20 protein-coding genes are annotated in these 22,718 nt (G+C 71.6%); 4 read left to right on the top strand and 16 right to left on the bottom strand.

The genetic code is table 11. The annotated features are described in order from the left end of the window. Positions 1–105: 105 nt before the first annotated feature. The 12 genes from KCQ71_RS24190 to mraZ form a co-directional block, all read right to left on the bottom strand. A complete protein-coding gene (locus KCQ71_RS24190) occupies positions 106–1,089 on the bottom strand; it encodes a cell division protein FtsQ/DivIB (protein ID WP_223411262.1) in 984 nt (327 codons plus the stop codon). Continuing rightward, positions 1,086–2,459 (bottom strand): UDP-N-acetylmuramate--L-alanine ligase, encoded by a 1,374-nt coding sequence (gene murC / locus KCQ71_RS24185; protein WP_223411261.1) that lies wholly within the window; start codon positions 2,457–2,459, stop codon positions 1,086–1,088. Before murC ends, KCQ71_RS24190 begins: the two co-directional genes overlap by 4 nt. Continuing rightward, positions 2,456–3,601, bottom strand: coding sequence for an undecaprenyldiphospho-muramoylpentapeptide beta-N-acetylglucosaminyltransferase (murG, locus tag KCQ71_RS24180; protein WP_223411260.1), 1,146 nt, complete (start codon positions 3,599–3,601; stop codon positions 2,456–2,458). Before murG ends, murC begins: the two co-directional genes overlap by 4 nt. Then, positions 3,594–4,964, bottom strand: coding sequence for a peptidoglycan glycosyltransferase FtsW (locus KCQ71_RS24175; RefSeq protein ID WP_223411259.1), 1,371 nt, complete (start codon positions 4,962–4,964; stop codon positions 3,594–3,596). Before KCQ71_RS24175 ends, murG begins: the two co-directional genes overlap by 8 nt. After that, on the bottom strand, positions 4,961–6,424 hold the full coding sequence (gene murD / locus KCQ71_RS24170) for a UDP-N-acetylmuramoyl-L-alanine--D-glutamate ligase (RefSeq protein ID WP_223411258.1): 1,464 nt from the start codon (positions 6,422–6,424) through the stop codon (positions 4,961–4,963). The genes KCQ71_RS24175 and murD overlap by 4 nt, the downstream gene beginning before the upstream one ends. Beyond that, a complete protein-coding gene (mraY, locus tag KCQ71_RS24165; protein WP_223411257.1) occupies positions 6,421–7,503 on the bottom strand; it encodes a phospho-N-acetylmuramoyl-pentapeptide-transferase in 1,083 nt (360 codons plus the stop codon). Before mraY ends, murD begins: the two co-directional genes overlap by 4 nt. Continuing rightward, positions 7,500–8,945, bottom strand: coding sequence for a UDP-N-acetylmuramoyl-tripeptide--D-alanyl-D-alanine ligase (locus tag KCQ71_RS24160; RefSeq protein WP_223411256.1), 1,446 nt, complete (start codon positions 8,943–8,945; stop codon positions 7,500–7,502). Before KCQ71_RS24160 ends, mraY begins: the two co-directional genes overlap by 4 nt. After that, positions 8,942–10,543, bottom strand: a complete 1,602-nt coding sequence (locus KCQ71_RS24155; RefSeq protein WP_223411255.1) for a UDP-N-acetylmuramoyl-L-alanyl-D-glutamate--2,6-diaminopimelate ligase — start codon at positions 10,541–10,543, stop codon at positions 8,942–8,944. Before KCQ71_RS24155 ends, KCQ71_RS24160 begins: the two co-directional genes overlap by 4 nt. Positions 10,544–10,562: 19 nt before the next feature. Next, the gene (locus tag KCQ71_RS24150; RefSeq protein WP_223411254.1) at positions 10,563–12,350 is read right to left on the bottom strand and encodes a peptidoglycan D,D-transpeptidase FtsI family protein; all 1,788 of its coding nucleotides are present in this window, start codon (positions 12,348–12,350) and stop codon (positions 10,563–10,565) included. 5 nt (positions 12,351–12,355) lie between these two features. Further along, positions 12,356–12,763, bottom strand: coding sequence for a cell division protein FtsL (ftsL, locus tag KCQ71_RS24145; protein ID WP_223411253.1), 408 nt, complete (start codon positions 12,761–12,763; stop codon positions 12,356–12,358). Continuing rightward, positions 12,760–13,749 (bottom strand): 16S rRNA (cytosine(1402)-N(4))-methyltransferase RsmH, encoded by a 990-nt coding sequence (gene rsmH / locus KCQ71_RS24140; protein ID WP_223411252.1) that lies wholly within the window; start codon positions 13,747–13,749, stop codon positions 12,760–12,762. Before rsmH ends, ftsL begins: the two co-directional genes overlap by 4 nt. 178 nt (positions 13,750–13,927) lie before the next feature. Further along, a complete protein-coding gene (gene mraZ / locus KCQ71_RS24135; RefSeq protein ID WP_223411251.1) occupies positions 13,928–14,356 on the bottom strand; it encodes a division/cell wall cluster transcriptional repressor MraZ in 429 nt (142 codons plus the stop codon). Between the two features lie 205 nt (positions 14,357–14,561). Between mraZ and KCQ71_RS24130 the strand changes: the two genes are divergently transcribed. The 3 genes from KCQ71_RS24130 to KCQ71_RS24120 are packed head-to-tail and all read left to right on the top strand — an operon-like array spanning position 14,562 to position 18,857. Further along, positions 14,562–15,524 (top strand): AAA family ATPase, encoded by a 963-nt coding sequence (locus KCQ71_RS24130; protein WP_223411250.1) that lies wholly within the window; start codon positions 14,562–14,564, stop codon positions 15,522–15,524. 10 nt (positions 15,525–15,534) lie between these two features. Continuing rightward, on the top strand, positions 15,535–16,701 hold the full coding sequence (locus KCQ71_RS24125; protein WP_223411249.1) for a DUF58 domain-containing protein: 1,167 nt from the start codon (positions 15,535–15,537) through the stop codon (positions 16,699–16,701). Further along, positions 16,701–18,857, top strand: a complete 2,157-nt coding sequence (locus KCQ71_RS24120; RefSeq protein ID WP_223411248.1) for a transglutaminase TgpA family protein — start codon at positions 16,701–16,703, stop codon at positions 18,855–18,857. Before KCQ71_RS24125 ends, KCQ71_RS24120 begins: the two co-directional genes overlap by 1 nt. Positions 18,858–19,126: 269 nt before the next feature. On the opposite strand, the gene KCQ71_RS24115 is transcribed toward KCQ71_RS24120, so the two are convergent. Genes KCQ71_RS24115 through KCQ71_RS24105 form a run of 3 tightly spaced genes read right to left on the bottom strand, consistent with a single transcriptional unit; the run spans position 19,127 to position 21,241 of the window. Then, entirely contained in the window at positions 19,127–19,510 is a 384-nt protein-coding gene (locus tag KCQ71_RS24115; RefSeq protein WP_223411247.1) for an SCO2097 family morphological protein, read from the bottom strand. Between the two features lie 50 nt (positions 19,511–19,560). Next, a complete protein-coding gene (dinB, locus tag KCQ71_RS24110; RefSeq protein WP_223411246.1) occupies positions 19,561–20,808 on the bottom strand; it encodes a DNA polymerase IV in 1,248 nt (415 codons plus the stop codon). A gap of 7 nt (positions 20,809–20,815) precedes the next feature. Next, positions 20,816–21,241: an SAV_6107 family HEPN domain-containing protein gene (locus tag KCQ71_RS24105; protein ID WP_223411245.1), complete on the bottom strand. Its 426-nt coding sequence runs from the start codon at positions 21,239–21,241 to the stop codon at positions 20,816–20,818. 116 nt (positions 21,242–21,357) lie between these two features. Between KCQ71_RS24105 and KCQ71_RS24100 the strand changes: the two genes are divergently transcribed. Further along, positions 21,358–22,299: a spermidine synthase gene (locus KCQ71_RS24100; RefSeq protein ID WP_223411314.1), complete on the top strand. Its 942-nt coding sequence runs from the start codon at positions 21,358–21,360 to the stop codon at positions 22,297–22,299. A gap of 77 nt (positions 22,300–22,376) precedes the next feature. Here KCQ71_RS24100 and KCQ71_RS24095 read toward each other — a convergent pair whose 3' ends face one another. Continuing rightward, positions 22,377–22,580, bottom strand: coding sequence for a cold-shock protein (locus KCQ71_RS24095; protein WP_133108871.1), 204 nt, complete (start codon positions 22,578–22,580; stop codon positions 22,377–22,379). Between the last annotated feature and the right edge of the window lie 138 nt (positions 22,581–22,718).

Raw genomic sequence — 22,718 nt, 5'->3', positions numbered from 1 at the left:
GAGTTATGTCATTTTCTCGATGCAGATGACGCTAGGTGCCGTCGGGACGTTCGGCAATCACCACGCGGGCGTGTCGCGCCGCGGGTTCGATTCGCAGGCTCCCTGTCAGTCCCGCGTGATCGGACTGAGCGGCGCTGAGATGTCGTAGACAGCCGGGGGAACGGCCGCGGGGACGCTGCGCAGGGTGGTCAGCACGGCTACCTTGAGGTCGCCGTCGTCGGCGCTCCCCCAGATCACCTCGGCACCGTCGGTCAGGGTGAACCGGACCTGGTTCGGGGTCTGCGCACCGGCGTCGGCGACCTGGGCGAGCAGGTCCGGTGGCAGCTGTGAGAGCACAGTCAGGACCGCCTGCAGGGACTCGGCGGTGCCCTCCTCGCCGAGCGGCACGGTGATGACCGGCAGCGCCTCGGTCGGCGCCTCGGTGTGCGCCAGTTCCACACCCTCGACGTCCAGGAGTGCGAACCCACCGCCGTCGGCGGCCACGCTGGCGACCGGGATCCGGGGCTCGACCGCGACCTCCACGCCGGACGGCCAGACCCGGCTGATCCGCACGTCCAGCACCCCGGTCAGTGATTCGATCCCGTCGGCCATGGCGCCGGTGTCGAGGCGGGCGAGCGGTACCCCGGCCTGGGCCTGGACGACCTCGCGGACCTGGGCGTCGGTGACGATCTCGGTGGTCCCGGTGATCGTGATCTCGTCCTCGGCGAGGGCGAGCACCGGTGAGTACAGCACCAGAGCGCCGAGCCCCGCGACGACCAGGACGGCCGCGACGATCCAGGCGATGGTGCGCCAGCGCAGCCGACGCCGGGCGGACCTGCGCTCGGCCACCCGCTCAGCGAACTGCCCGCTGACCCGGCTCGCCGGCGAACCGCCCACGACGGCGGAGGTCGGCTGCGCGCTCGTCGTCACCGACTGCTTCGGCGCCGCGGGCTTCTCGGTCGTCGTGTCCGTCGTCCGGTCGGGCGGCTTGGGCTTCGCGCTCGCCGGACCTGTCGCCTTGGGCTTCGCGGATGACGTGCGCTTCGCGGACGGCTTGGGCTTCGCGGTCGCCGCGGCGGCGCTCTGGCGGGGCTTCGCGGGCGCCCTCATCGCGCCTCCCCCGATCCCTCGCGCCCGGCGAGGTCCGCGAGGATCACGGGTCCGAGCCGAGTGACGTCCCCGGCGCCGATGGTGACGACCAGGTCCCCGCGACGCGCCGCGGTGGCGACGGCGTGGGCCGCCTCGAGATGGTCGGGCACGTAGCGCGACCCGGGCAGGCGGTCGGTGATGAGGGCGGAGGTGACACCGGGCCGCGGATCCTCCCGGGCCGGGTAGATCGACGTCAGCACCACCTCGTCTGCGCCGGTGAGGGCGTCGGCGAACTCGGCGGCGAACGCCTCGGTGCGCGAGAACAGGTGCGGCTGGAACAGGACGATGACCCGCCCCGACCCGGCGGCGCGGCGCGCGGTCGCGACGGCGGCGCCGACCTTGGTCGGGTTGTGCGCGTAGTCGTCGATCACCCGGACACCGGCCACGGTGCCCCTGTCCTCGAACCGGCGGGCCGTCCCGCTGAACGTTGCGAGGCCGCTCGCCATGGCGGCCGGGTCCACGCCCAGCTCCAGCCCGGCGCACCACGCGGCCGTCGCGTTCGCGACGTTGTGCGCTCCGGGGACGGCCAGGTCCAGCTCGAACTCCCCGCCGGCAGAGCGCAGCCGGCAGGAGGACGAACCCACGCCGAGCTCGGGGTCGACGATCCGCACGTCCGCGTCCGCCGCCAGCCCGTACGTGACCACGCGGATCCCCGCGGCACGCGCGCGCTCGGTGAACCGTCGCGCGCCGTCGTCGTCCGCGCAAGCGATCACGGCGCCATCGGGGCGGACCCGGGCTGCGAACTCGTCGAACGCCGCCTCGAACGCCGCTGCCGTGCCGTAGTGGTCGAGGTGGTCGGGTTCGATGTTCGTGACGATCGCAACGCGCGGGGTGTAGTTCAGGAATGAGCCGTCGGACTCGTCGGCCTCCGCCACGAACACGGAGCCCGCGCCCAGGTGTGCGCCGGTGCCGAGGGCGAGCACGCGCCCACCGATCGCGAACGAGGGGTCCAGCCCGGCCTCGCGCAACGCCACCGCGAGCATGGCGGAGGTGGTGGTCTTGCCGTGGGCGCCGGCGACGGCCACGAAGTCGGTGTCCGCGGCGGCGAGGGCGAGCCCCTGGGACCGGTGGATCACCTCGATGCCGGCAGCCTCGGCCGCGCGCAACTCCGGGTTGTCCGGGCGGATCGCGGACGAGATCACCACCAGGTCCACCCCGGCGACGTGCGCCGGGTCGTGGCCGACGTGCACCTGCGCGCCGAGCCGGCCGAGCCGGTCCAGGACGTCGGAGGCCTGGGAGTCCGAGCCACTGACCTCGTGCCCACGGGCAAGCATGAGCTCGGCGACCACGGACATCCCGGCACCGCCGATCGCGATGAAGTGGACCCTCATGCCGGCGACCCGGGCTCGCCGCGGCGGGCTACCTTCAGCACCAGGCTGGTGAGGCGCGCGGCGCCGTCCCGGACGCCCACGGAGGCGGCCCGGCGGCCCATCTCTGCGAGCCGGTCGGCGTCGGCGACGAGCGGCAGCACCCGTTCGCTCAACCAGGCACCGGTGAGGTCCGCGTCCGGAACAACGATGCCGCCACCGGCGGTCACGGTCGCGGCCGCGTTCAGGCGCTGCTCGCCGTTGCCCACGGGCAGCGGCACGTACACGGCGGGAATACCGAGGGCGGTCAGCTCACTGACCGTGCCGGCGCCGGAGCGCGCGATGACGAGATCCGCACAGGCGAGTGCGTCCTCCATCTCGGCCAGGTACTCGCGCACGTGGTAGTTGGCCCGCACGGCCTCGCCGACGTCGGCCAGGGCTCGCGTGACGGTCTCCGACTTGCCTCGGCCGGTCAGGTGCAGCACCTGGGCACCGGCGTCGACGAGTTCGCCCGCGACCTGCGGCACGGCAGTGTTCAGCCGGAGGGCGCCGAGCGAGCCGCCCGTGACGACCACCGTGGCCCGCTCGGGGTCCAGCCCGAGGCGCTGCGCCCCGTGCCGAGCGGCGCCGGCCGCGTCGGTGGCTCGGGCTGCGACGAGGTCGGCGATCGCGGGTCGCAGTGGCAGTCCCACGAGCTTGGCGCCCGGCAGCGGGGTGCCGGGGAAGGTCACGCCGACGGCGGCCGCGAACCTCGCGCCGACGCGGTTCGCCAGGCCGGGACGTGCGTTCTGTTCGTGCACCACGATCGGTACGCCCCGCCGTCGAGCCGCGATGTAGGCGGGCGTGGCGACGTAGCCACCGAAGCCCACCACGACGTCGGCGTCGACGGCGTCCAAGGCGGCGGCGGCAGCCCGGACGGCGGCGCGCCACCGGCCGGGGAACGCCAGCCACTCGGTGGAGGGGCGGCGCGGCAGCGGCACCTTCGGAATGACGGTCAGGTCCAGACCCGCCGCGGGCACCAGGTCCGCCTCGAGGCCCTCGGCGGTGCCGAGCACGAGGATGCGGGTGTCCCGGTCCTGGCGGCGCAGTTCCGCGGCGGTGGCGAGCAGCGGGTTGACGTGTCCGGCCGTGCCACCACCGGCCAGGACCACGCTGAGGTCAGCCACGTGCCTTACCCGAGGCCAGCCGGGGCGCGATCACGGCGAGCGACCGGCGCACCGACGCCTTGCGGGCGGCGAGCGCCTCCTTCGCCCCGGGTTCCGTGCGAGCGAACGCGAGCACGATGCCGAGCGCGGCGAGCGTGGTGACCAGCGCCGAACCACCGGCGGAGACGAGCGGCAACGGCAGCCCGACCACCGGGAGCACCCCGATCACCACGCCGATGTTGACGAGCGCCTGGCCGATGATCCAGCAGCCGATCGCGGCGGTGGTGATCTTCACGAACGGGTCCGGGTGCCGCTTGATGATCCGGGTCAGCCCGACCGCGAGCGCGGCGAACAGGACGAGCACGAGGAGTGTGCCGAGCAGGCCGAGCTCCTCGCCGATGATCGCGAAGATGAAGTCGTTGTGCCCTTCGGGCAGCCAGAGCCACTTCTCCCGGGAGCCACCGAGACCCACTCCGGAGATGCCACCGGTGCCGAGCCCGCCGAGCGCGTGCCGCGGCTGCAACCCGAGGCCCATCGGGTCGACGGTCTCCGGGGAGAGGAAGCCGAGGATCCGGTTGCGGCGGCTGTCGGACGAGACCACGAGGAAGAACACGGCTGCGGTGACACCCGCACCCGCGACCGAGAACATGGACATCGGCACGCCGGCGACCCAGAGCGCACCTGCCACCAGAGCGATCAGAATCAGGGCGGTGCCGAGGTCATGGGTGTAGACCACGATTCCGAGGAACATGCCCGCCACGAGCACCGCCGGCATCAGCACGTGCGACCACTTCTTCAGCAGCGGACCCTTCGCGGCCAGCACGGCGCCGAGCCAGACCGCCAGCGCCAGCTTGGAGAACTCGGCCGGCTGCAGGTTCTGCGGACCGATCCGGATCCAGCCGGAGTTGCCGCCGGTGGCCTCCAACGACAGCGGCGTGAACACCAGCATCTGAAGCCCGAGGGCACCGATCATGCCGAGCCAGGCCAGTCTGCGGATCCAGGTGGGAGGCAGCCGGGAGATTCCGTAGGCGACCGGCGCGGCAACGAGCGCGAACTTCGCCTGGTTGAGGAAGTCCGAGAAAGGGGTGGCCCCAGCCGAGTCCCGCAGCGAGTACACCGTGGAGGCGGACAGCACCATCACAAGCCCCAGCAGGAGCAGCAGCAGCGTCGACCCCCCGACCAGGTAATAGCTCGTGGCCGGGGAACTCCAGGTCGCGGTGCGGGCCGACGACGCAGCCCTGGTCCGGTTCGGCGTGGTCGTGCCGCGGCCGGTGCTCGACGCCGCCCGTCCGGAGCTGGTCGTCCTCCGGGTGGTCGTCGCCCCGGTGGTGGGCCTGCGGGCGGGGCGGGTCGCAGTGCGCCGCGGCGCCTCGGTCGTGGTCATCGACCCTGCGCCAGATCGGTCACTGCGGCGGCGAACGCGTCCCCGCGGTCGGCGTAGGACCGGAACTGGTCCATCGAGGCGCAGGCGGGCGCGAGCAGGACCACGTCGCCCGTCCGGGCGTATTCACGCGCCCGAGCCACTGCCGTCCTCATAACCTCAGTGTCGCCAGCGGGCACCACGGTTCGCGGGAGGTCGGGGGCGTGTCGGGAAAGTGCGTCCACGATGGGCTCGGGATCCACCCCGATCACCACGACGGCGCGGAGCCGGTCCCGGCGCGAGGCGACGAGGTCGTCGAACCGGGCTCCCTTGGCGAGACCGCCGGCGATCCAGACGGCCCGGCCCTCCTCGACGCCCGCAAGCGCTGCGGCAGCAGCATGCGCATTGGTGGCCTTGGAGTCGTCGACGTAACGGACGCCGTCGATCTCTGCGACGTGCTCCATCCGGTGCCCGCCCGGTGCGTAGGAGCGCAGTCCCTGCGCAACGGCGGGCGCCGGCACGTCGGCGGCCCGCGCGAGCGCGGCGGCCGCGAGCGCGTTCGCGACGATGTGCGGCGGGAGCGGTCCGGTGGCGAGGTGCGCGAGGTCGGCCAGCGTGCCGAGCTCCGCGGCGTGGCTGGACCGGTTCGGTACGAACGCACGGTCCGCGAGGACGTCCTCGACGAGACCGACCTCGCTGAGCCCGGGGGAACCGAGCGTGAACCCGACCGCGCGGGCCCCCTCGACCACGTCGGCCGTCTCGACCATGGCGCGGGTTGCCGGGTCGGCCACGTTGTACACGCAGGCCACCCGGGCGCCCGAGTACACCCGGGCCTTGTCCGCGGCGTACTCGGTGGGACCGCCGTGCCAGTCGAGGTGATCGTCGGCGATGTTCAGGCACGCCCCGGCCACTGGTGACACCGAGTGGGTGAAGTGCAGCTGGAAGCTCGAGAGCTCCACCGCCAGGGCGTCGAGCCGGGCCCCGCCTGCGCGGGAGTTCAGCACGGTCTCGGCGATCGGGGTGCCGACGTTCCCGACGGCGGGCGCGTTGCGGCCGGCCGCGGCCAGGATCGAGGCGAGCATGCCGACCGTCGTGGTCTTGCCGTTCGTGCCGGTGAGGGTGAGCCAGTCGACGTCGGGCCGGCAGATCTGCCAGGCGAGCTCGACCTCGCTCCAGACCGGGATCTCAGCCGTGACGGCGTGGGCCAGCACCGGGGTGCGCGGGTTCAACCCGGGCGAGGTGACGACGATGGCGGGGTCGGTCCCGAGCGCGCGCTCGGCGAGGGCCTCCGGGTCGGCGTCGGCGATCAGGGCCACGCCGGCCGGGAGGTCCACGCGGTCGCCCACTCGCGGGTCGGCGTCGACGGCGGTGACCCTTGCGCCCAGTTCGGCGAGCACGGTGACAGCGGACAGTCCGGACGCGCCGAGGCCGGCGACCAGGACCCGCGTCCCGCGGAGTTCGTCGATGGCGGCTCCGGCGCTCAACCGACGACCCATTCGGCGTAGAAGATGCCGAGCCCGGCGCATACGAAGAGCGCTGCGATGATCCAGAACCGGATCACGATCGTGACCTCGCCCCAGCCCATCAGCTCGAAGTGGTGGTGCAGCGGGGCCATCTTGAAGACCCGTCGGCCGGTCATCTTGAAGACCCCGATCTGGATCACGTCGGAGAGGACGATGATCACGAACAGGCCGCCGATGATCGCGGCGAGGATCTCGGTGCGGGTGAGGATCGAGATGCCGGCCAGGGCACCGCCGAGGGCCAGCGAGCCGGTGTCGCCCATGAAGATCTTCGCCGGGGACGCGTTCCACCACAGGAACCCGAAACAGGCGCCGACGATCGCCGCCGCGATGATCGCCAGGTCACGGGGGTCGCGCACCTCGTAGCAGCTCTGGCCGACGCGGGACAGGATCTGGCAGCTCTGGTTCATCTGCCACATCGTCACCAGGATGTAAGCACCGAACACGAACATCGAGGCGCCGGTGGCGAGCCCGTCGAGGCCGTCGGTGACGTTCACGGCATTGGACCAGGCGGTGATCAGGAAGTTCGCCCAGATCACGAACAGGATCAGCCCGACCGCGGCGCCGGCGAACGCGAGGTCGATGCCCAGGTCCCGCGAGAACGAGATGTGCGTGCTCGCGGGGGTGCGCCAGCGCTCGTTCGGGAACTGCAGCACCAGGACCGAGAAGACGATGCCGACCACGCCCTGGCCGATGATCTTCCACTTCGGGCTCAGGCCGAGCGATCGCTGCCTGCTGATCTTGATGAAGTCGTCGAGGAAGCCGATCATGCCGAGGCCGACCATCAGGAACAGCAGGAGCAGGCCCGAGGCGCTCGGCGTGCTCCCGGCGAAGACGTTCGCGAACGCATACGCGATCAGCGTGGCCATGATGATGACCACACCGCCCATGGTGGGCGTACCGCGCTTGGTGAAGTGCGCCGTCGGACCGTCCTGGCGGATGAACTGGCCGTAGTTCCGGTGGACGAGGAATCTGATGAACAGCGGCGTGCCGAACAGGGAGACGAGAAGGGCGACCGCCCCGGAGGCGAGGATGGCGATCACGGCTGAACCTCCGCGAGTTCGGTGAGGCGGTCGGCGAGTCGCGCCAGGCCGGCCCCCTTGGAGGACTTGACGAGGACGACGTCGCCGTGGCGCAGCTCGGCACCCAGCGCCTCGATCGCCTCGTCGACGGTCCCGAACGTGCTGACGACGGCGGCCGTCGCGCCGGCGGCGATGGCTCCGGCCGCGATCGGGCCGGCTCCGTCGCCGATGACGACGAGCCGGTCGACGCCACGCTGATGCGCGTACCGACCGATCGCCTCGTGCTCAGCGGGGCCGGTGTCGCCGAGCTCGAGCATCTCGCCGAGCACAGCGATGCTGCGCCGGCCAGGGCCCGCCATCGCGACCAGGGCGTCGAGGCCGGCGCGCATGGAGTCCGGGTTGGCGTTGTACGCATCGTCGATGAGGCTCACGGCACCCGCGACGGTGGAGACGTGCATCCGGTGCGGGCTGAGCGGGCCCGTCTCGGCGAGCACCGCCGCGACCTCCGCGAGCGGCCGGCCGAGTTCGAGTGCCACGGTCGCGGCGGCCAGAGCGTTGGTGACGTGGTGGGCACCGACCATGGCGAGGGTCACGTCAGCGGCGCCCCGCGCCGTCCTGAGCGTGAACGTCGCGTGTCCCCCTTCGTCGAGGCCGATCCCGGTGGCGCGGACGTCGGCGCCCGGGGTGGTGGACCCGAACGTCAGGACCCGCTCCCCCGACGCCAGCGGCGCCATCGCGGCCACGCGTGGGTCGTCGGCGTTCAGCACGGCGACGCCGTGGCTGCGCAGACCCTGGACGAGCTCGGACTTCGCCGCCGCGATGCCGTCCCGGTCACCGAACCCGGCCAGGTGGGCCGAGCCGACCATCAGGACGACGGCGATGTCCGGTGGTGCGATGCCGGTGAGGTAGGTGAGGTTTCCGGGGGCGTCGGCGCCCATCTCCAGCACCAGCGCCACGGTGTCGCGGTCGGCGCGCAGGACGGTCAGCGGCAGCCCGATCTCGTTGTTGAACGAGCCGACCGGCGCGACCAGCGGCCCGAGGGGCGCGAGGAGCCGGGAGAGCAGGTCCTTCGTACTCGTCTTGCCGGCGGACCCCGTGATCGCGACGACCATCACCTCCCGCTCGGCGCGGAGGGTGGCGAGGACCACCCGGGCCAGCTCCCCGAGGGCGTGCTGGACGTCGGGCACGAGCACCAACGGGCCGGCTACCCCGGCGACCGGCCGGGCGACAAGGGCCGTGGCGGCGCCGCGCTCGAGGGCGCCCGCCACATAGTCGTGGCCGTCGACATGCTCGCCGGGCAGCGCGACGAACAACGCCCCGGGTGCTGCGTCCCTCGAGTCGATGACGACGGTGGTGACGACGGCCGTCTCGGGCTGCCTGCCGGTGGGCGCACCGGTCCCCTCGGGCCAGATCACCCGCCCGCCTGTGCTGGCGGCGATCTGCGCCACTGTGAGTTCGATCATGGCTCCTCGGTGCGCTGGGGGGACCGCTCGGACATCGCGGTGCGCACCTCCTCCCGGTCGTCGAGGTGGTACTCCACCCCGGCGATCTCCTGCAGGGTCTCGTGGCCGCGACCCGCTACCAGCACGGTATCGGCCGGGCCTGCGAATCTGATGGCACGGTGTATCGCGGTGCGCCGTGGCGCGACCTCGAACAGGTCCACGCCGCGGCCGGCGCGCTGCGCCGCGGGGAGCGCCCGGAGCGCCCCGGCCATCACCTCCGCGCGGATCGCGGCCGGATCCTCGTCGTGCGGGTCGTCGTCGGTGATCACGACGACATCCGCGTTCTCGACGGCGACCCGCCCCATCACGGCCCGCTTGCCTCGGTCCCGCTCGCCGGTGGCGCCGAACACCACGAACAGCCGGCCCTTCGTCGAGGGCCGCAGGGCCGCCAGCGCCAGGTGCAGGGCGTCCGCGTTGTGGGCGAAGTCGACGATGCACCGCGGCCGGTTCGCGACGAGTTCCATCCGGCCGGGGACGCGGGCGCGTAGTCCATTCGGCAGTGCGTGGTTCAGCTCGGCCGGCGTGGTGCCGGACTCGATCGCCATCACCAGTGCCACTGCGGCGTTGGCGACGTTGAAGCGGCCGGGCAGTCCGACCGTGGTCGAGAGGCTGCGGCCCGAGGAGTGGGTGATCGTGAAGTCCGTGTGGTCGGCGGCCGCGTGGTTGATGACGATCATCCAGTCGGCGTCCTGGCCGGCCTTCCCGGTGCCCACGGTGACGATGTCGATGCTCGCCCGCTCGGCCAGCCGACGGCCCCAGGCGTCGTCGACGAGCACCACGCCGCGGCGCGCATGCTGCGGGGTGAACAGGGAGGCCTTGGCCTCGAAGTAGTGCTCGATGCCGCCGTGGAAGTCCAGGTGGTCCTCGGTGAGGTTGGTGAACGCGACGACGTCGAAGACCACGCCGTCCACACGGTGCAGGGCGAGGGCGTGGGAGGAGACCTCCATGACAACCGCGTCGACGTCGGCCGCGACCATCTCGGTGAGCAGCCCGTGCAGCTGCGGGGCCTCCGGGGTGGTCAGGCGGGCGGGGGTCCGGTCCGGGCCGACCTTGAGCTCCACGGTGCCGATCAGCCCGGTCTGCCCACCGAGGGCGGCGAGGATCTCCTCGAGCAGGTAGGAGGTGGTGGTCTTGCCGTTGGTGCCGGTGACCGCGAACGTCCGGACCGATCCGGCCGGGTTGTGGTGCACCCAGGCGGCGACGTCCCCGAGGATCAGGCGCGGGTCGTTCGCCACGAGCACGGGCACCCCCGACGTAGCGTTGCCTGTCTGGTCGCCGCCAGAGGTGCCGCCGGCGGCGGCGATCAGGTCGGCGCCCGCGGCGTCGGTGAGGATGGCCACCGCGCCGGCCTCGACGGCGTTCCTGGCGAACGCAGCACCGTGCGCCTTGGCGCCGGGCAGAGCGGCGAACAGGTCTCCGTCGGAGATGGTCCGATTGTCGAGACTCACGCCCGAGAGGGTGATCGCCCCGGCGTCGGGCGCGTCCAGAACTGCCAGTCCGAACGCTGCTGCGAGGGCGGCCACGGTGCGCGGCTGCCCCGTTTCGCCAGTGGTGCTCATGGGAGGAAAATCTACCGTTTCAGGAGGCATCCGGCGTCAGCGGGTAGGGGTCCGCCGGCTCCGTGCTGGGCGCGACGCCGCGAGACTGCAGGGCGAACGCGGTGACATCGTGGAACACCGGGGCAGCGATGGTGCCGCCGTAGATCCCGCTGGACGGGTTGTAGATGACCACGCCGACGGCCAGGTCGGGATCGTCGGCCGGGGCGATGCCGACGAACGATGCGGCAACGTCGTTGAGCTCCCCGGTCTCGTCGGCCACCTGGGCCGTCCCGGTCTTGCCGGCGATCCGGTACCCCTCGATCGCGGCATGCTCTCCGGTGCCGTCGTCGCCGACGACGCTTTCGAGCATCCGGATCATCTGCTCGCTGCTCTCCGGCGAGACCACCTGCTCGGGTTCTGCCGGCTCGTTCGTGATGAACTCTCCGTCGCAGTCGTAGCCGTCCACCAGGCGGGGGGTGATGTGGACACCGTCGTTCGCGATCGTGGCGAAGACCCCGGTGTTCTGCAGCAGCGTCACGGCCACGCCCTGACCGAACATCGTGGTGAAGCGCTGGCGGCCGTCCCAGTCGTCCGGGGCGGCGAGGATGCCCCCGGATTCCCCGGGCAGCCCGATCCCCGTGGCTTCCGCCCAGCCGAGCCGCTGCATGTACTCATACCGGGTGGCGTCCGACATGAGGCTGCCGATGTTGACCGTCCCGGTGTTCGCGGACTCGGCGAGCACACCAGCCGGGGTGAGCACCTGATCGGGGTGCTCGGTGTGGTCGCGGAACGTCTGACCGTTGTCTGTGGTGAGCCGGTACGGGTCCTCGATCGGGCTGGTCGGTGTGATCACGCCCTCCTCGAGCGCGCTCAGAATGGTGAGCACCTTGCCGGTCGAACCCGGTTCGTACGGGCTCGTCACCGAACGGGCACCACGGTCCTCTGCCGCGGAGGCCCCAGGATTGTTCGGGTCCACGCTGTCGGAGTCCGCGAGCGCGATGATCCGGCCGGTGCTGCGCTCGATCACGACGACCGCGCCCCAACTCGCCCCGTAGGTGTCCACCGCGTCATCGATCACCTGCTGGGTGTGCCACTGGATGTCCGCGTCGATGGTCAGTTGCACGTCGCAGCCCGGCATCGCCGGGGTGGTGGTCTGCTGCCCGGTCGGGATAACCTGACCGGACGCGCCGATCTCAACCTGGAGCTGGCCGTCGGTGCCGAGCAGATCGGAGTTCTGGGTCTGCTCGATGCCGGCTGCGCCGTCGCCGTCTGCGTTCACCCAGCCGAGGATGTTGCCGGCCGTGGCGCCGTTCGGGTAGACCCTTTCGAACGTGTCCTCGGAGTACACCCCGTTCACGCCGAGGGCCGCGATCTGCTGCCACAGTTCCGGCGAGACGTCCCGGGCCAACACGTGGTAGCCGTCCTCTCCGACGAGTTGCGCTCCGAGCACGTTGGCGTCCACACCGAGCACCGGAGCGAGCACCTGGGCGGCGGCAGCGGCGCCGTAGCTGACCACCTCCTCGCCCTCCTCGTCGTAGAGACGGAAGTCCGGGATCTGGCGCTGATCCACCGCGACCGTGTAGGTCTCAACCGTCGTGGCCAGCACGGTTCCCCGGGCATCGAGGATGTCACCCCGAGCGCCTGTCAAGGTGTAGGTCCGAGTACGCCCATCGAGCGCCGCCTGGGCCAGGGATGGCCCGATGATCGCCTGGACGTAGATGAGGCGGCCGGCGAAGACCATCATCACCGCCAGGAGGGCGGCGAGCAGGACCGTCTGCCGCTTCTCCGGTGTCCCGACCGCTGTGAAGGGGTTCTGTCCTCGCGCCATCCTTCTCACCCGTCCTCGCCGATCAGCCCGGCCGCCTCGCCGAGCACGGTGCCCTGCTCGAGCAGGATGTAACTCATGCCCTCCGCCGGCACCATGCCGAGCGCCGCCGCCCGTGCGGACAGTGCCGCGGGCGAGCCGAGCGTGTCCACCTGCTGGGCGAGCACCTGCTGCTCCTCCGAGAGCCGGGCGAGCGCGACCTCCTGGTCACGCATCTCGTACGCCGTCGTGGCCATCGCCGTGTTCAGCGCCAGGGCACCCAGGAGTGCGCCGCCGAGGATGGCCATGCACAACAGGATGAACGGGAGCACGGTCCGGGCGGGTGCAGGCGCGCGAACGATCCGCAACCGTGGCCGCCACGTCGGGACGGCGAGCGGTCGCGCCGTCCGAGGGGCGCGGGCCGGCATGGCGCTCATGAGTGGGCCTCCAGGTGGGTGGGGGTGGGGCGCAACCGCTCGGCGGCCCGGAGCCGGACCGAGGCCGAGCGGGGGTTGCGGGCCTGTTCGGCCGCGTCGGCCTCCTCGGCACCGCGGGTGAGCAACCGCAGGTAGGGCTCGTGCTCACTCAGTTCCACCGGGAGACCCGGTGGGGTGGAGGAGGTCGCTCCGCGGGCCAGCGCCCGCTTGACGATCCGGTCCTCCAGCGACTGGAAGGACATGACGACGATCCGCCCGCCGACGGCCAGGGTGGCCACGGCGGCGGGGATCGCACGCTCGAGGACCTCGAGCTCGGCGTTCACGGCGATCCGCAGGGCCTGGAAGGTCCGCTTCGCGGGGTTCCCGCCGGTGCGCCGGGCGGCCTGCGGGATGTTGTCGCGGACGAGGTCCACCAGCTGCCCGGACCGGGTCACCGGGTCGCTCTCGCGCCGGGCGATGATGGCCCGGGCGATCCGGGGGGCGAACTTCTCGTCGCCGTAGCGGTAGAGGATCGTGCGCAGCTCGTGCTCCGACTCCGAAGCGAGCAGTTCGGCCGCGGTGCGCCCGGTGGTCTGGTCCATGCGCATGTCCAGCGGCGCGTCCTGCGCGTAGGCGAACCCGCGCTCCGGCTCGTCGAGCTGCATCGAGGAGACGCCGAGGTCGAGGAGGATCCCCTGCACCCGACCGGTTTCGGTGTGGGCGGCGACGACGTCGCCGATCGAGTCATGGACCGCGTGGACCGGCGTGAACCGGTCGGAGAACGGGGCAAGCCGTGCTCCGGCCAGGGCGAGGGCGGCCGGGTCCCGGTCGATGCCGATGACCCGCACGTGTGGAAAGCGGGTCAGCACCAGCTCGCTGTGACCGCCGAGCCCGAGCGTGCCGTCCACATAGACGGCGCCGGGTTCGGCAAGTGCGGGACCGAGCAGCTCGACGCACCGGTCGGCGAGCACGGGAATGTGCCTGCCGTCGATGTCTTCGGAGCTCATGGGGCCTTCCTGCGGGGCTCGGTCCGTTCGGTGGTGGGAAGTGGAGTGCGTGGTGGGACGTGGAGCGAGTGGTTGGTCGGGAGGCCCTCCGCCGCCCGACCAGGACTCCCCCCGCCTGCTCTGGCGCCGGGGAAGTGCGTCAGAGTCGCGGTGAGAGACCTCGCGGGGCGGTGGTGCGTCAGAGACCCGGGATCACCTCCTCGCTGATGTCGGCGAAGGCCTGCTCGGAGGCCTCGAGGTAGGTGGCCCATGCCTCGGCGTCCCAGATCTCGATCCGGGTGCCGGTGCCGATCACGGCCAGCTCCCGGTTGAGGCCGGCGTATTTCCGCAGGTTCGCGGGGATCGTGACGCGACCCTGCCGGTCCGGGATCTCCTCGGACGCCCCGGAGAGGAACACCCGCATGTAGTCGCGGGTGCGCTTGTCCGCACTGGAGGCCTGCCGGAGTTCGGTGTGCACGCGCTCGAACTCATCGCGCGGGAAGGCGTACAGACAGCGGTCCTGGCCCCGCGTGATGAAGACCCCGGGCGCCATCTCGTCGCGGAACTTGGCGGGCAGGATCAGGCGGCCCTTCTCGTCCAGCCGAGGCTCGTACGTACCGAGAAACATCACCCACCCCCTTCCCACTTCACTCCGGATGGCCCCACGCTACTCCACTTTGCTCCACCCACAAGGCAGATCGCGTGCCGAGTCGTGAAGATCACGTGCAAACATGCAGGTCAGAACCGGTGGTGCGAAGTGGAGGAAATCGATCGTGCCGATCCACCCATCACTTCATCGAACGCGGGCGGTCGTGACCCAATAGGCTCGGGCCATGGCGCAGCAGCAGCACACCGTCGACCTGACCGAGACGGGGCGATCGATCGATGCTCTGCAGCGCAGCCTCCGATCTGTGGTCCATGGACGCGATGAAGCGGTCGCGACCGCGATCGCCGTCTTCCTCGCACAGGGGCACCTGCTGCTCGAGGACGTGCCCGGTGTCGGCAAGACCACGCTTGCCAAGGCCCTGGCTGCCTCCGTCGAGGGCACGGTCGGGCGGATCCAGTTCACCCCCGACCTCCTGCCGAGCGACCTGACCGGGATCACGATCTACAAGCAGGAGTCCGGGGAGTTCGAGTTCCACCCCGGCCCGCTGTTCGCCACCGTGGTCATCGGCGACGAGATCAACCGGGCCTCCCCGAAGACGCAGTCGGCGCTGCTGGAGTCGATGCAGGAGCGGCAGGTGACGGTCGACGGCCGGTCCCACCCGCTGCCGCAGCCGTTCATGGTGATCGCGACCCAGAACCCCGTCGAGATGGAGGGCACCTACCCGCTGCCCGAGGCGCAGCGGGACCGGTTCATGGCCCAGTCCTCGATCGGCTACCCGCCCGCTCAGGACGAGCTCGAGTTGCTCGCCTCGGGCGGGTTCCGCGATCCGCTGGAGGCGGTGACCCCGGTGCTGTCACAGGCCGAGACGCTCCGGATCATCGCCGAGGTGAAGGAGATCTTCGTCTCCGACGCCGTGCTGCGATACGTGCTGAGTCTGGTGCGGGCCACCCGGGAGCACGCGTACGTCGAGCTGGGCGCCTCGCCCCGGGCCGGCCTGCAACTTGTGGCGCTGTCCAAGGCCCGTGCCGTGATGGCCGGGCGGGACTTCGTCCTCCCGGACGACGTCCAGCACAACACCCTGCCGGTGCTGGCCCACCGGCTCGCCCTCACCCGATCGGCGCGGCGCGGGCGCGCCGAGGCCCCGGAGATCCTGGACGAGATCCTGCGCACCGTGCCCGTGCCTGCGTGAGGATCCTGCCGTGCGACTGAGCGCCCGGGCGATCGGCCTGCTGATCAGCGGGGCCGTCCTGGCCGTGCTGGCCGCGTCCATGCAGTCGCTCACGCTCGCGCGGATCGCGGGTCTGGTGGTCGCGGTGCCGCTGGTCAGCCTGCTCTGGTCGCTGGTCACCCGGGCCACCTCGAAGCCGGCGGCGGTGGTGCGCACGGTCATCCCACAGCGCCCGACGGCGGGTTCCAGCGCGACGGTCCGGCTGCACACCACAGATGTCCGGCTCGGGCCGTGGACGACTCTGCGTGAGCGCGTGCCGAGCGCCCTGCACCGGAGCGGGACCAGCGGGGGCGGCTACACGATCACCCCGCCGAGTCGGGGCGTGTTCTCCCTCGGCCCGGCGACAGTGCATCGCTCCGACCCCCTGAACCTCGTGCGCTGGCGCGTCACCAGTGGTCCGACGGACGAGGTGATCGTCTGGCCCCGGTACACCGATCTGACCCGGGAGATCCGCGCGGTGACGCTGGACGCGGCTGTGTCCCGGCCCCAGGGCAGCCCGCAGCGCAATCTCGAGGACCTGACGCTGCGCGAGTATCAGCGCGGCGACGATCTGCATCGGGTGCACTGGCGCAGCTCCGCGCGCCTGGGCGCCCTGATGGTCCGCCAGGACGAGCCGTCGACGACGCACGGCGTGGACGTCCTCCTCGATCTGGGCGCATCGGAGGACCATTCCCCCGAGAACGGGACGGAGTGGGCAGTCAGCGCCACGGCGTCCCTGGCGGTCTCGCTGATCCGGCACCGGTACCGGGTCCGGCTCGCCACGCACCACACCACCCGCGGTGGCGCGAGCGACGAACCACTGGTCGGCCCGTCGCAGACCGAGGCGCTGGACCTGCTCGCCCGGGCCGAGGCCATCCCCGCCGACATCCGGGACGACGTACACGCCGAGCTCATGCGCCGGGCCCGCGGCAGCGGTGCCCCGATCCTCATGGTGGTCCTCCGGGAACCCGAGGAGGCGTTGATCGACCGGATCGCGCCGTTGGCCGGACGCCGCCGCTGCTTCGCACTGGTGGTGTCCACGGTCGCGGGCACGGACCTGGGGCCGCTGGAGTCGGAGGGCTGGAGCGTGTCACAGGTGGGTCCCGACGCCTCGACCGCCGACGCCTGGTCCGATCTGCTCACGGTGGGTGTCCGCTGATGGGCCGCCGCCTGCCGGCAACCGGGGCGGTCCTGGTCGCCACGTTGGCATCGACGTTCGCGCTGGCGCGGCTCGTCGATCAGGACGTGTGGCTGCGCAAGGGTGTCCTCGCCCTCCTCGTCGTCGCGGGGGCGGTCCTGCTCGCACGCCGATTCCTGCGCTCGGACCTGCTGCCGACGCTGATCGGCCTCGTGGTGGCCGCCTTCACGGTGGCCGCGATCTTCGCGCCCGGCTCGGCGCTGCTCGGGATCCTGCCCACGAGGGCGTCCATCCACGAGTTGCGCGCCCTCGTCGACTCCGGTCTCGTGGCTGCCCGCGAGTCCACACCGCCGATCTCCGGCAACGTCGGAGTCGGACTGCTCGTGGTCACCGGGATGGTGGTCGTCTACCTGTTCGCGGAGCTTCTGGGGGTCGGAGCCGGCGCGCCGGCATGGGCCGCGCTGCCACTTCTGGGGCTGTGGACGGTTCCGGTGGTGATCGGTGCGCGGGTGCACACATGGGTGTTCGTCGTGGCCGGCCTGAGCTTCCTGATGCTGCTCGCCGTCCAGGCGCGAGCCCACGAACCGACGCCCCGGTCGAGACGACGTGAGGCCGGTACGTTGCGGCGCCGGGCCGTCACGGCGAGCGCGACCGTGGTGGCGGCGACCCTCCTGGTGACCCTCGTCGGGGCACCCAGCCTGCTCCGGCTCCCGAGCCCGGTGCGCCTGCACACCCTCTATGACCTGAGCTCGTCCAACTCCACCCGGCTGGATCTCGGCCTGGACCTGCGGGAGAACCTGCAGCGGGACGAGGACGTGCTCCTGGTGACCTACCAGGGCGTCACGCCCGCCCAGCTCGGGCCGCTTCAGGCCTACACCCTCACCGAGTTCAACGGCAGCACCTGGGAGCGCGGCGCGCCCGGTGACACGGTGGCGGTCGAGGGCCAGGTGTTGTGGCCGCAGGACGATCCGGGCGGTGGGTCCGGTCAGCAGGCCACGATCACCATCCATGACCTCGGGCAGGACCGGCTGCTGGTACCCGGAGAGCCCCGATCGGTATCGGTCGAGGGGGCCTGGGCCTACGACCCGACGGCCGACGAGGTCATCGCGCAGGGTTCGCCCCCGTCACCGTTCACATATGGCGTGGAGTTCACGCAACGGAATCTCAGCGCCGCTGCGCTGAACACGCTCGATCCGCGGTCCCTCGACGTCGACCCACAACTGCTTGAGGTCCCCGACACGGGGTACGGGCAGGAGATCGCAGACCTGACCCGGGAGGTCGTGGACGAGGCCGGTGCGACGTCGCCGTACGAGCAGGTACTCGCGATCCAGAACTTCCTTCGCGACGACGCCCTGTTCGTCTATACGCAGACCATCGAGGGTGCCCGCACCACCGATGCGGTCTGGGACTTCCTCAACGACCGGAACGGGTACTGCGTTCAGTTTGCGACTGCGATGGCGATCATGCTGCGCACGCTCGACATCCCGACCCGGGTCGCGATCGGATTCCTGCCCGGCGAGACCCGCCCGGACGGCGTCAACGTGATCTCCGCGCACCGTGCGCATGCCTGGCCCCAGGTCTTGTTCCCCGACGTCGGCTGGGTGCGGTTCGAGCCGACCCCCAGCCTGCAGTCCGGGGACGCGCCCGCGTGGGCACCCACCCCGGCCACGGGTGCGGAGCCGAGCCAGGAGCCGACCGCGACGCAGGCGCCCACCACGGCCGCGACCTCACCGGCCCCGACCACCGGACCGGCTGCCACGACGCCGTCGACCACAGCACCCGACTCCTCGAGTGCCCAGCGCTCCAACGTGGCCGTGGTGCTCGCCGTGATCTCCGGGTTGATCGTGCTCCTCGCCGCCGTCGGTGCCTGGCGGCGCCGGCGGGCCTCGGGAAGCACGCTCGAACACCACTGGGAACGAGCACTTCGAGCGCTCGGTCGGGCCGGGTTCGACACCTCACCCGCGCTGACGCCGAAGGCGCTGGCGCGGGCGGCGGCGGAACGTCTCGAGCCCGACGCGGCAGCCGCGATCCGTCAGCTCGCGGACGCGGTGGCGACCGAGCGGTACGGGCGCTCCGATGCCTCCGTGGCCGATCCGGTGAACGTCGACCTCTGGGCGGAGCAGGTGGTTGCCGGCGCCAAGGCCGCCGGGCGGCAGGCTGCGGGTACGCGCCGCTGACAGCGTTCCGTCTCTGAGCGGGTCGTCCGCCGCTGACCTGAGCGCGTTCCGCCATTGCGCGAATGCCAACACCGGCGCGCGCTCCACCCGGAGTGCGCGCAACGACCGCGACGGCTTCGTGGGCCGCATCCGTCCCGGCATGGGACGCGGGAGGCCGCGCCACTGCGGCCGCATGTCACCGGGTGAGTCCGCTCGAATGCGTTCGGACGACACCCTCGGTACTGCTCCTCGGTACTACAGGTCCGGCTCGGTACTGCAGGTCCGGTGCCTCACTGACCGTCGCCGCGCCGGCGGTCCCAGCGCTCCTCGAGCCGTGTCATGAACGAAGACTTCCGTGGCTTCATCCGACTCACGTTCGAGGCCTTGCCGGCCTCGCCGCTCGGTACCGGGCTCCCCACCCGGGGCCGCGAGATGGCCCACATGACGCCACCGAACATGGCGAGGAAGCCGGCGATGCCGAGTGGAATGAACTGGCTGGCCACGCCACCAACGAGCATGCCCAGCCCGGCCAGCGCCACGAGTGTGCCGAGCACCACGTGCAAGGGTCGGCGCGTCGGCGTGCCGGAGATGGCATCCGCGAGCTTGGGGTCGTCGGAGCGCAACTGCTGCTCCATCTGCTCCAGCACGCGTTGCTCGTACTCAGAGAGAGGCATGTCACCTCCCAAAAGGTTTCCGGACCGCCCCCGTGCGGGGCTGTTGAATCTTAGTTTAAGTCCCCTGAGCGGTTCGCGGTAGCCGGAACGGATAGCAGTGACCCTGCTGTGAGCGCATTCACTCCATATCTGGCCCGGACGGCGTCCATCGCGCGCTCCGCCTCGCGACGTTCCTCCCCCGGATCGTCGAGTCGGGCCTGCACCACCGTGGTCGCGGAATCGCTGAGTGCGTCACACCGGACGCCCAGGAGTCGCACTCCCCCGGCCGGCACGTCCACGCCCGCCAACAGCGCCCGCGCAGCCTGGTACAGCTCGTGCGCGACGTCCGTCGGAGCCTCCAGGGCACGCGACCGGGTCAGTGTGGTGAAGTCCGCGAACCGCACCTTGATCGAGACCCCGGCGGTGACCAGATCGCCTGCGCGCAGGCGAGCCGCGCACCGGTGCGCCTGATCGAGCAGGACCGCGGCCATCTCCGCCCGCCCGGTGAGGTTGATCGCGAACGTCTGCTCGTGACCGATGGACTTCTCCTGACGGACGGGCTGCACCGGCCGTGGATCGCGCCCCCAGGACAGGTCGAACAGCCGCCCGCCGGCGGAGTTGCCGAGGAGCCGGTTCAGGGTCCCGACCGGGGTGTTGGCAAGGTCGGCGACCGTGTGGATGGCCAGTCGAGCCAGGTTCGCCTGAGTACGCTCGCCGACTCCCCAGAGCGCACCGACCGGCAGCGAGTGCAGGAACGGCACACTCGACTCGTCCGGGATCAGCAACAGGCCGTCCGGCTTCGCGTGGCTGGACGCGAGCTTCGCGACGAACTTCGTCGAGGCGATACCGACCGACGCGACCACCTTGAGCTCGGAGCGGATCCGCTCACGGATCTGCTCGGCTATGAGCCGCGGAGGCCCGATCCGACGCCTCGCCCCGGAGACGTCGAGGAACGCCTCGTCGATGCTCAGGGGTTCGATCACGGGGGTGACCTCGCCGAGGATCCGCATCACCGACTGGGACACCTCGCGGTAGCGCCCATGCTCGGGTTGGATCACGATCGCCTGCGGGCACAACGCGCGCGCCTGCGCCATCGGCATCGCCGAGTGGACCCCGGCGGCCCGCGCCTCATAGGTCGCCGAGAGGACCACACCGCGGTGCTGACCACCGACGATGACCGGCCGGCCGTGCAGTTCCGGACGGTCGATCAGTTCGACCGCGGCGAAGAACGCGTCCATGTCCACGTGCAGGATCGGGGTCCGTGAGTCGTCGCTGCCCCAGTCGCGGTTCGCCCCGGCGCCGCGCGGACCCCGGCTCATACCGGTCTCATGACGCCAACGCGGACACACGCAGGTCCCGCGCCGCGGACGCCCGCAGCACGTGCTCTCCTGCGAGCCCGAGGAACTCGGTCGCCGCCTCGAACGTCTCCTGGGCGCGCTCGACGCTCAGCGCGACATCCCGGTCGGAGTCGATCGCCGCCCTGATCGGAGCACCGCTTGCGAAGTACACGGCCCAAGGCTGCCACTGCTCGCCCGCCTCGGCGAGTTGCTCCCAGACGCTGCGCACGGCACGCCGACGCCTGGCCGGCACCGGGACCGCTCCCGTTCCGACGGCGACGACCGCGGCCGCCGCGCGGAGCCCGGCCATGTGGGCATGCAGGAACACCGAGCGTGCGCCGGTACCGACCCCGACCTCGTCGAGCTCGGCCTGGGCGCGACGCAGGAGCTGCTCGGGACTCGTGTATGCCGCCATCTCGCCTGCCTCCGTCCTGTTCCACCTTCGATCGACCGCCGGGCTGCCGGGCCGGTGTTCGATCTCCATCCAGTATCGAACACGTGTTCGAACCTGTCAAGAGGTACGGTCTGTCCATGGCCCGCCGCCGCTCACCGCGCTCCCGCGCCGTTCCGCAACGATCGCAGCGGTCGCCGTGGCCGACCGGCCCCGTTCCAACCTCGCTGTCGACTGTAGAACTGACCACCGACAATGCCGATCCGGATGGCGTGCTGGTCCTCCTCGACGGTGTGGAGAGCTCCCATCTCGACCTCGCCGACCCCCGTCGGCTGATGTTCGAGTACATGCAGCAGATGCTCGCCGCGCTTGAGGAGTCCCTGCCCGAGGGCGGCGGCGTCCGGGCCCTGCACCTGGGTGCGGCCGGCTGCGCCCTGGCCCGGGCGGTGGACGCTACCTGGCCGGAGTCGCGGCAGCTCGCCGTCGAGGTCGACGCCCTCCTCGCCCAGTACGTGCGCGACTGGTTCGACCTGCCCCGCTCCCCCCTGCTCCGGATCCGGGTCGACGACGCCCGGCGCACCACGACGACCGCCCGCACCGACAGCTACGACGCCGTCATCCGGGACGCGTTCGCGGACCGATCCGTCCCGGCGCACCTACGCACCGTCGAGTTCACCCGCGAGGTGGCCCGGGTCCTCGCGCCCGGCGGGCTCTACCTGGCGAACACCGCCGACCATCCACCGCTGCCACTGGCCCGTCGGGAGGCGGCGACCGTGGCCGAGGTGTTCGAGCACACCGCCGTGATCGCGGAGCCGGGCGTGCTGAAGGGCCGCCGGTACGGCAACGTCGTGCTGGTCGGCTCCGCCGAGCCGCTGCCCCTGGCCCATCTGGACCGGCGGGTGCGGACCCTGCCGGCGCCGGCGAGCCTGGTCCACGGCTCCGCGTTCGACGTGTTCGTGGGCACCTCGCGCCCCTTCACGGACCCGCCGCCGGCGGTCGAGGCGGGCCCGGCGCCCGAGGCGACCAAGGCCGAGGGCGATGGGCCCACCCAGGTGAGCGCCGCCGTCGACCACTCGTCCTGAGCGGTGCGCGCCACGGCGGGTCCGGACATGCGAGAGGGCCCGCACCCAGTGGATGCGGGCCCCCTCACCGAGCGAGATCAGACGGCGCGAACGCTCTCCGCCTGCGGGCCCTTCGGGCCCTGGGTGATCTCGAACTCGACGCGCTGGGCCTCTTCGAGGCTGCGGTAGCCGTCGGACTGAATGGCCGAGTAGTGGACGAAGACGTCGTCGCCGCCGCCGTCCTGGGCGATGAAGCCATAGCCCTTCTCAGCGTTGAACCACTTGACGGTTCCCTGTGCCATGTTGTGCGTGTCCTTCCGGGGACAATTCTGGGGAGGGCCCTTGTGCCCACCCCGGGTGATGCCGCAATGCTTCGCCCCACGCCAGTGTGGACGGACTCATGGCACCTCAATGGCCCCACTCGTTCGTCCGTGAGACCT

Source organism: Occultella gossypii (assembly GCF_019947135.1).
Classification (GTDB): Bacteria; Actinomycetota; Actinomycetes; order Actinomycetales; family Beutenbergiaceae; genus Occultella; species Occultella gossypii.
The sequence above is the reverse complement of the archived record's forward strand: the minus strand, read 5'-3'. Positions and strand labels throughout refer to the sequence as shown.

Bases quoted from the DNA above. Each gene is read 5' to 3' on its own strand.
- KCQ71_RS24190 (WP_223411262.1), bottom strand. From the start codon at position 1,089: ATGAGGGCGCCCGCGAAGCCCCGCCAGAGCGCCGCCGCGGCGACCGCG.
- murC (WP_223411261.1), bottom strand. From the start codon at position 2,459: ATGAGGGTCCACTTCATCGCGATCGGCGGTGCCGGGATGTCCGTGGTC.
- KCQ71_RS24175 (WP_223411259.1), bottom strand. From the start codon at position 4,964: ATGACCACGACCGAGGCGCCGCGGCGCACTGCGACCCGCCCCGCCCGC.
- KCQ71_RS24160 (WP_223411256.1), bottom strand. From the start codon at position 8,945: ATGATCGAACTCACAGTGGCGCAGATCGCCGCCAGCACAGGCGGGCGG.
- KCQ71_RS24155 (WP_223411255.1), bottom strand. From the start codon at position 10,543: ATGAGCACCACTGGCGAAACGGGGCAGCCGCGCACCGTGGCCGCCCTC.
- KCQ71_RS24150 (WP_223411254.1), bottom strand. From the start codon at position 12,350: ATGGCGCGAGGACAGAACCCCTTCACAGCGGTCGGGACACCGGAGAAG.
- ftsL (WP_223411253.1), bottom strand. From the start codon at position 12,763: ATGAGCGCCATGCCGGCCCGCGCCCCTCGGACGGCGCGACCGCTCGCC.
- rsmH (WP_223411252.1), bottom strand. From the start codon at position 13,749: ATGAGCTCCGAAGACATCGACGGCAGGCACATTCCCGTGCTCGCCGAC.
- mraZ (WP_223411251.1), bottom strand. From the start codon at position 14,356: ATGTTTCTCGGTACGTACGAGCCTCGGCTGGACGAGAAGGGCCGCCTG.
- KCQ71_RS24130 (WP_223411250.1), top strand. From the start codon at position 14,562: ATGGCGCAGCAGCAGCACACCGTCGACCTGACCGAGACGGGGCGATCG.
- KCQ71_RS24120 (WP_223411248.1), top strand. From the start codon at position 16,701: ATGGGCCGCCGCCTGCCGGCAACCGGGGCGGTCCTGGTCGCCACGTTG.
- KCQ71_RS24115 (WP_223411247.1), bottom strand. From the start codon at position 19,510: ATGCCTCTCTCTGAGTACGAGCAACGCGTGCTGGAGCAGATGGAGCAG.
- dinB (WP_223411246.1), bottom strand. From the start codon at position 20,808: ATGAGCCGGGGTCCGCGCGGCGCCGGGGCGAACCGCGACTGGGGCAGC.
- KCQ71_RS24105 (WP_223411245.1), bottom strand. From the start codon at position 21,241: ATGGCGGCATACACGAGTCCCGAGCAGCTCCTGCGTCGCGCCCAGGCC.
- KCQ71_RS24100 (WP_223411314.1), top strand. From the start codon at position 21,358: ATGGCCCGCCGCCGCTCACCGCGCTCCCGCGCCGTTCCGCAACGATCG.
- KCQ71_RS24095 (WP_133108871.1), bottom strand. From the start codon at position 22,580: ATGGCACAGGGAACCGTCAAGTGGTTCAACGCTGAGAAGGGCTATGGC.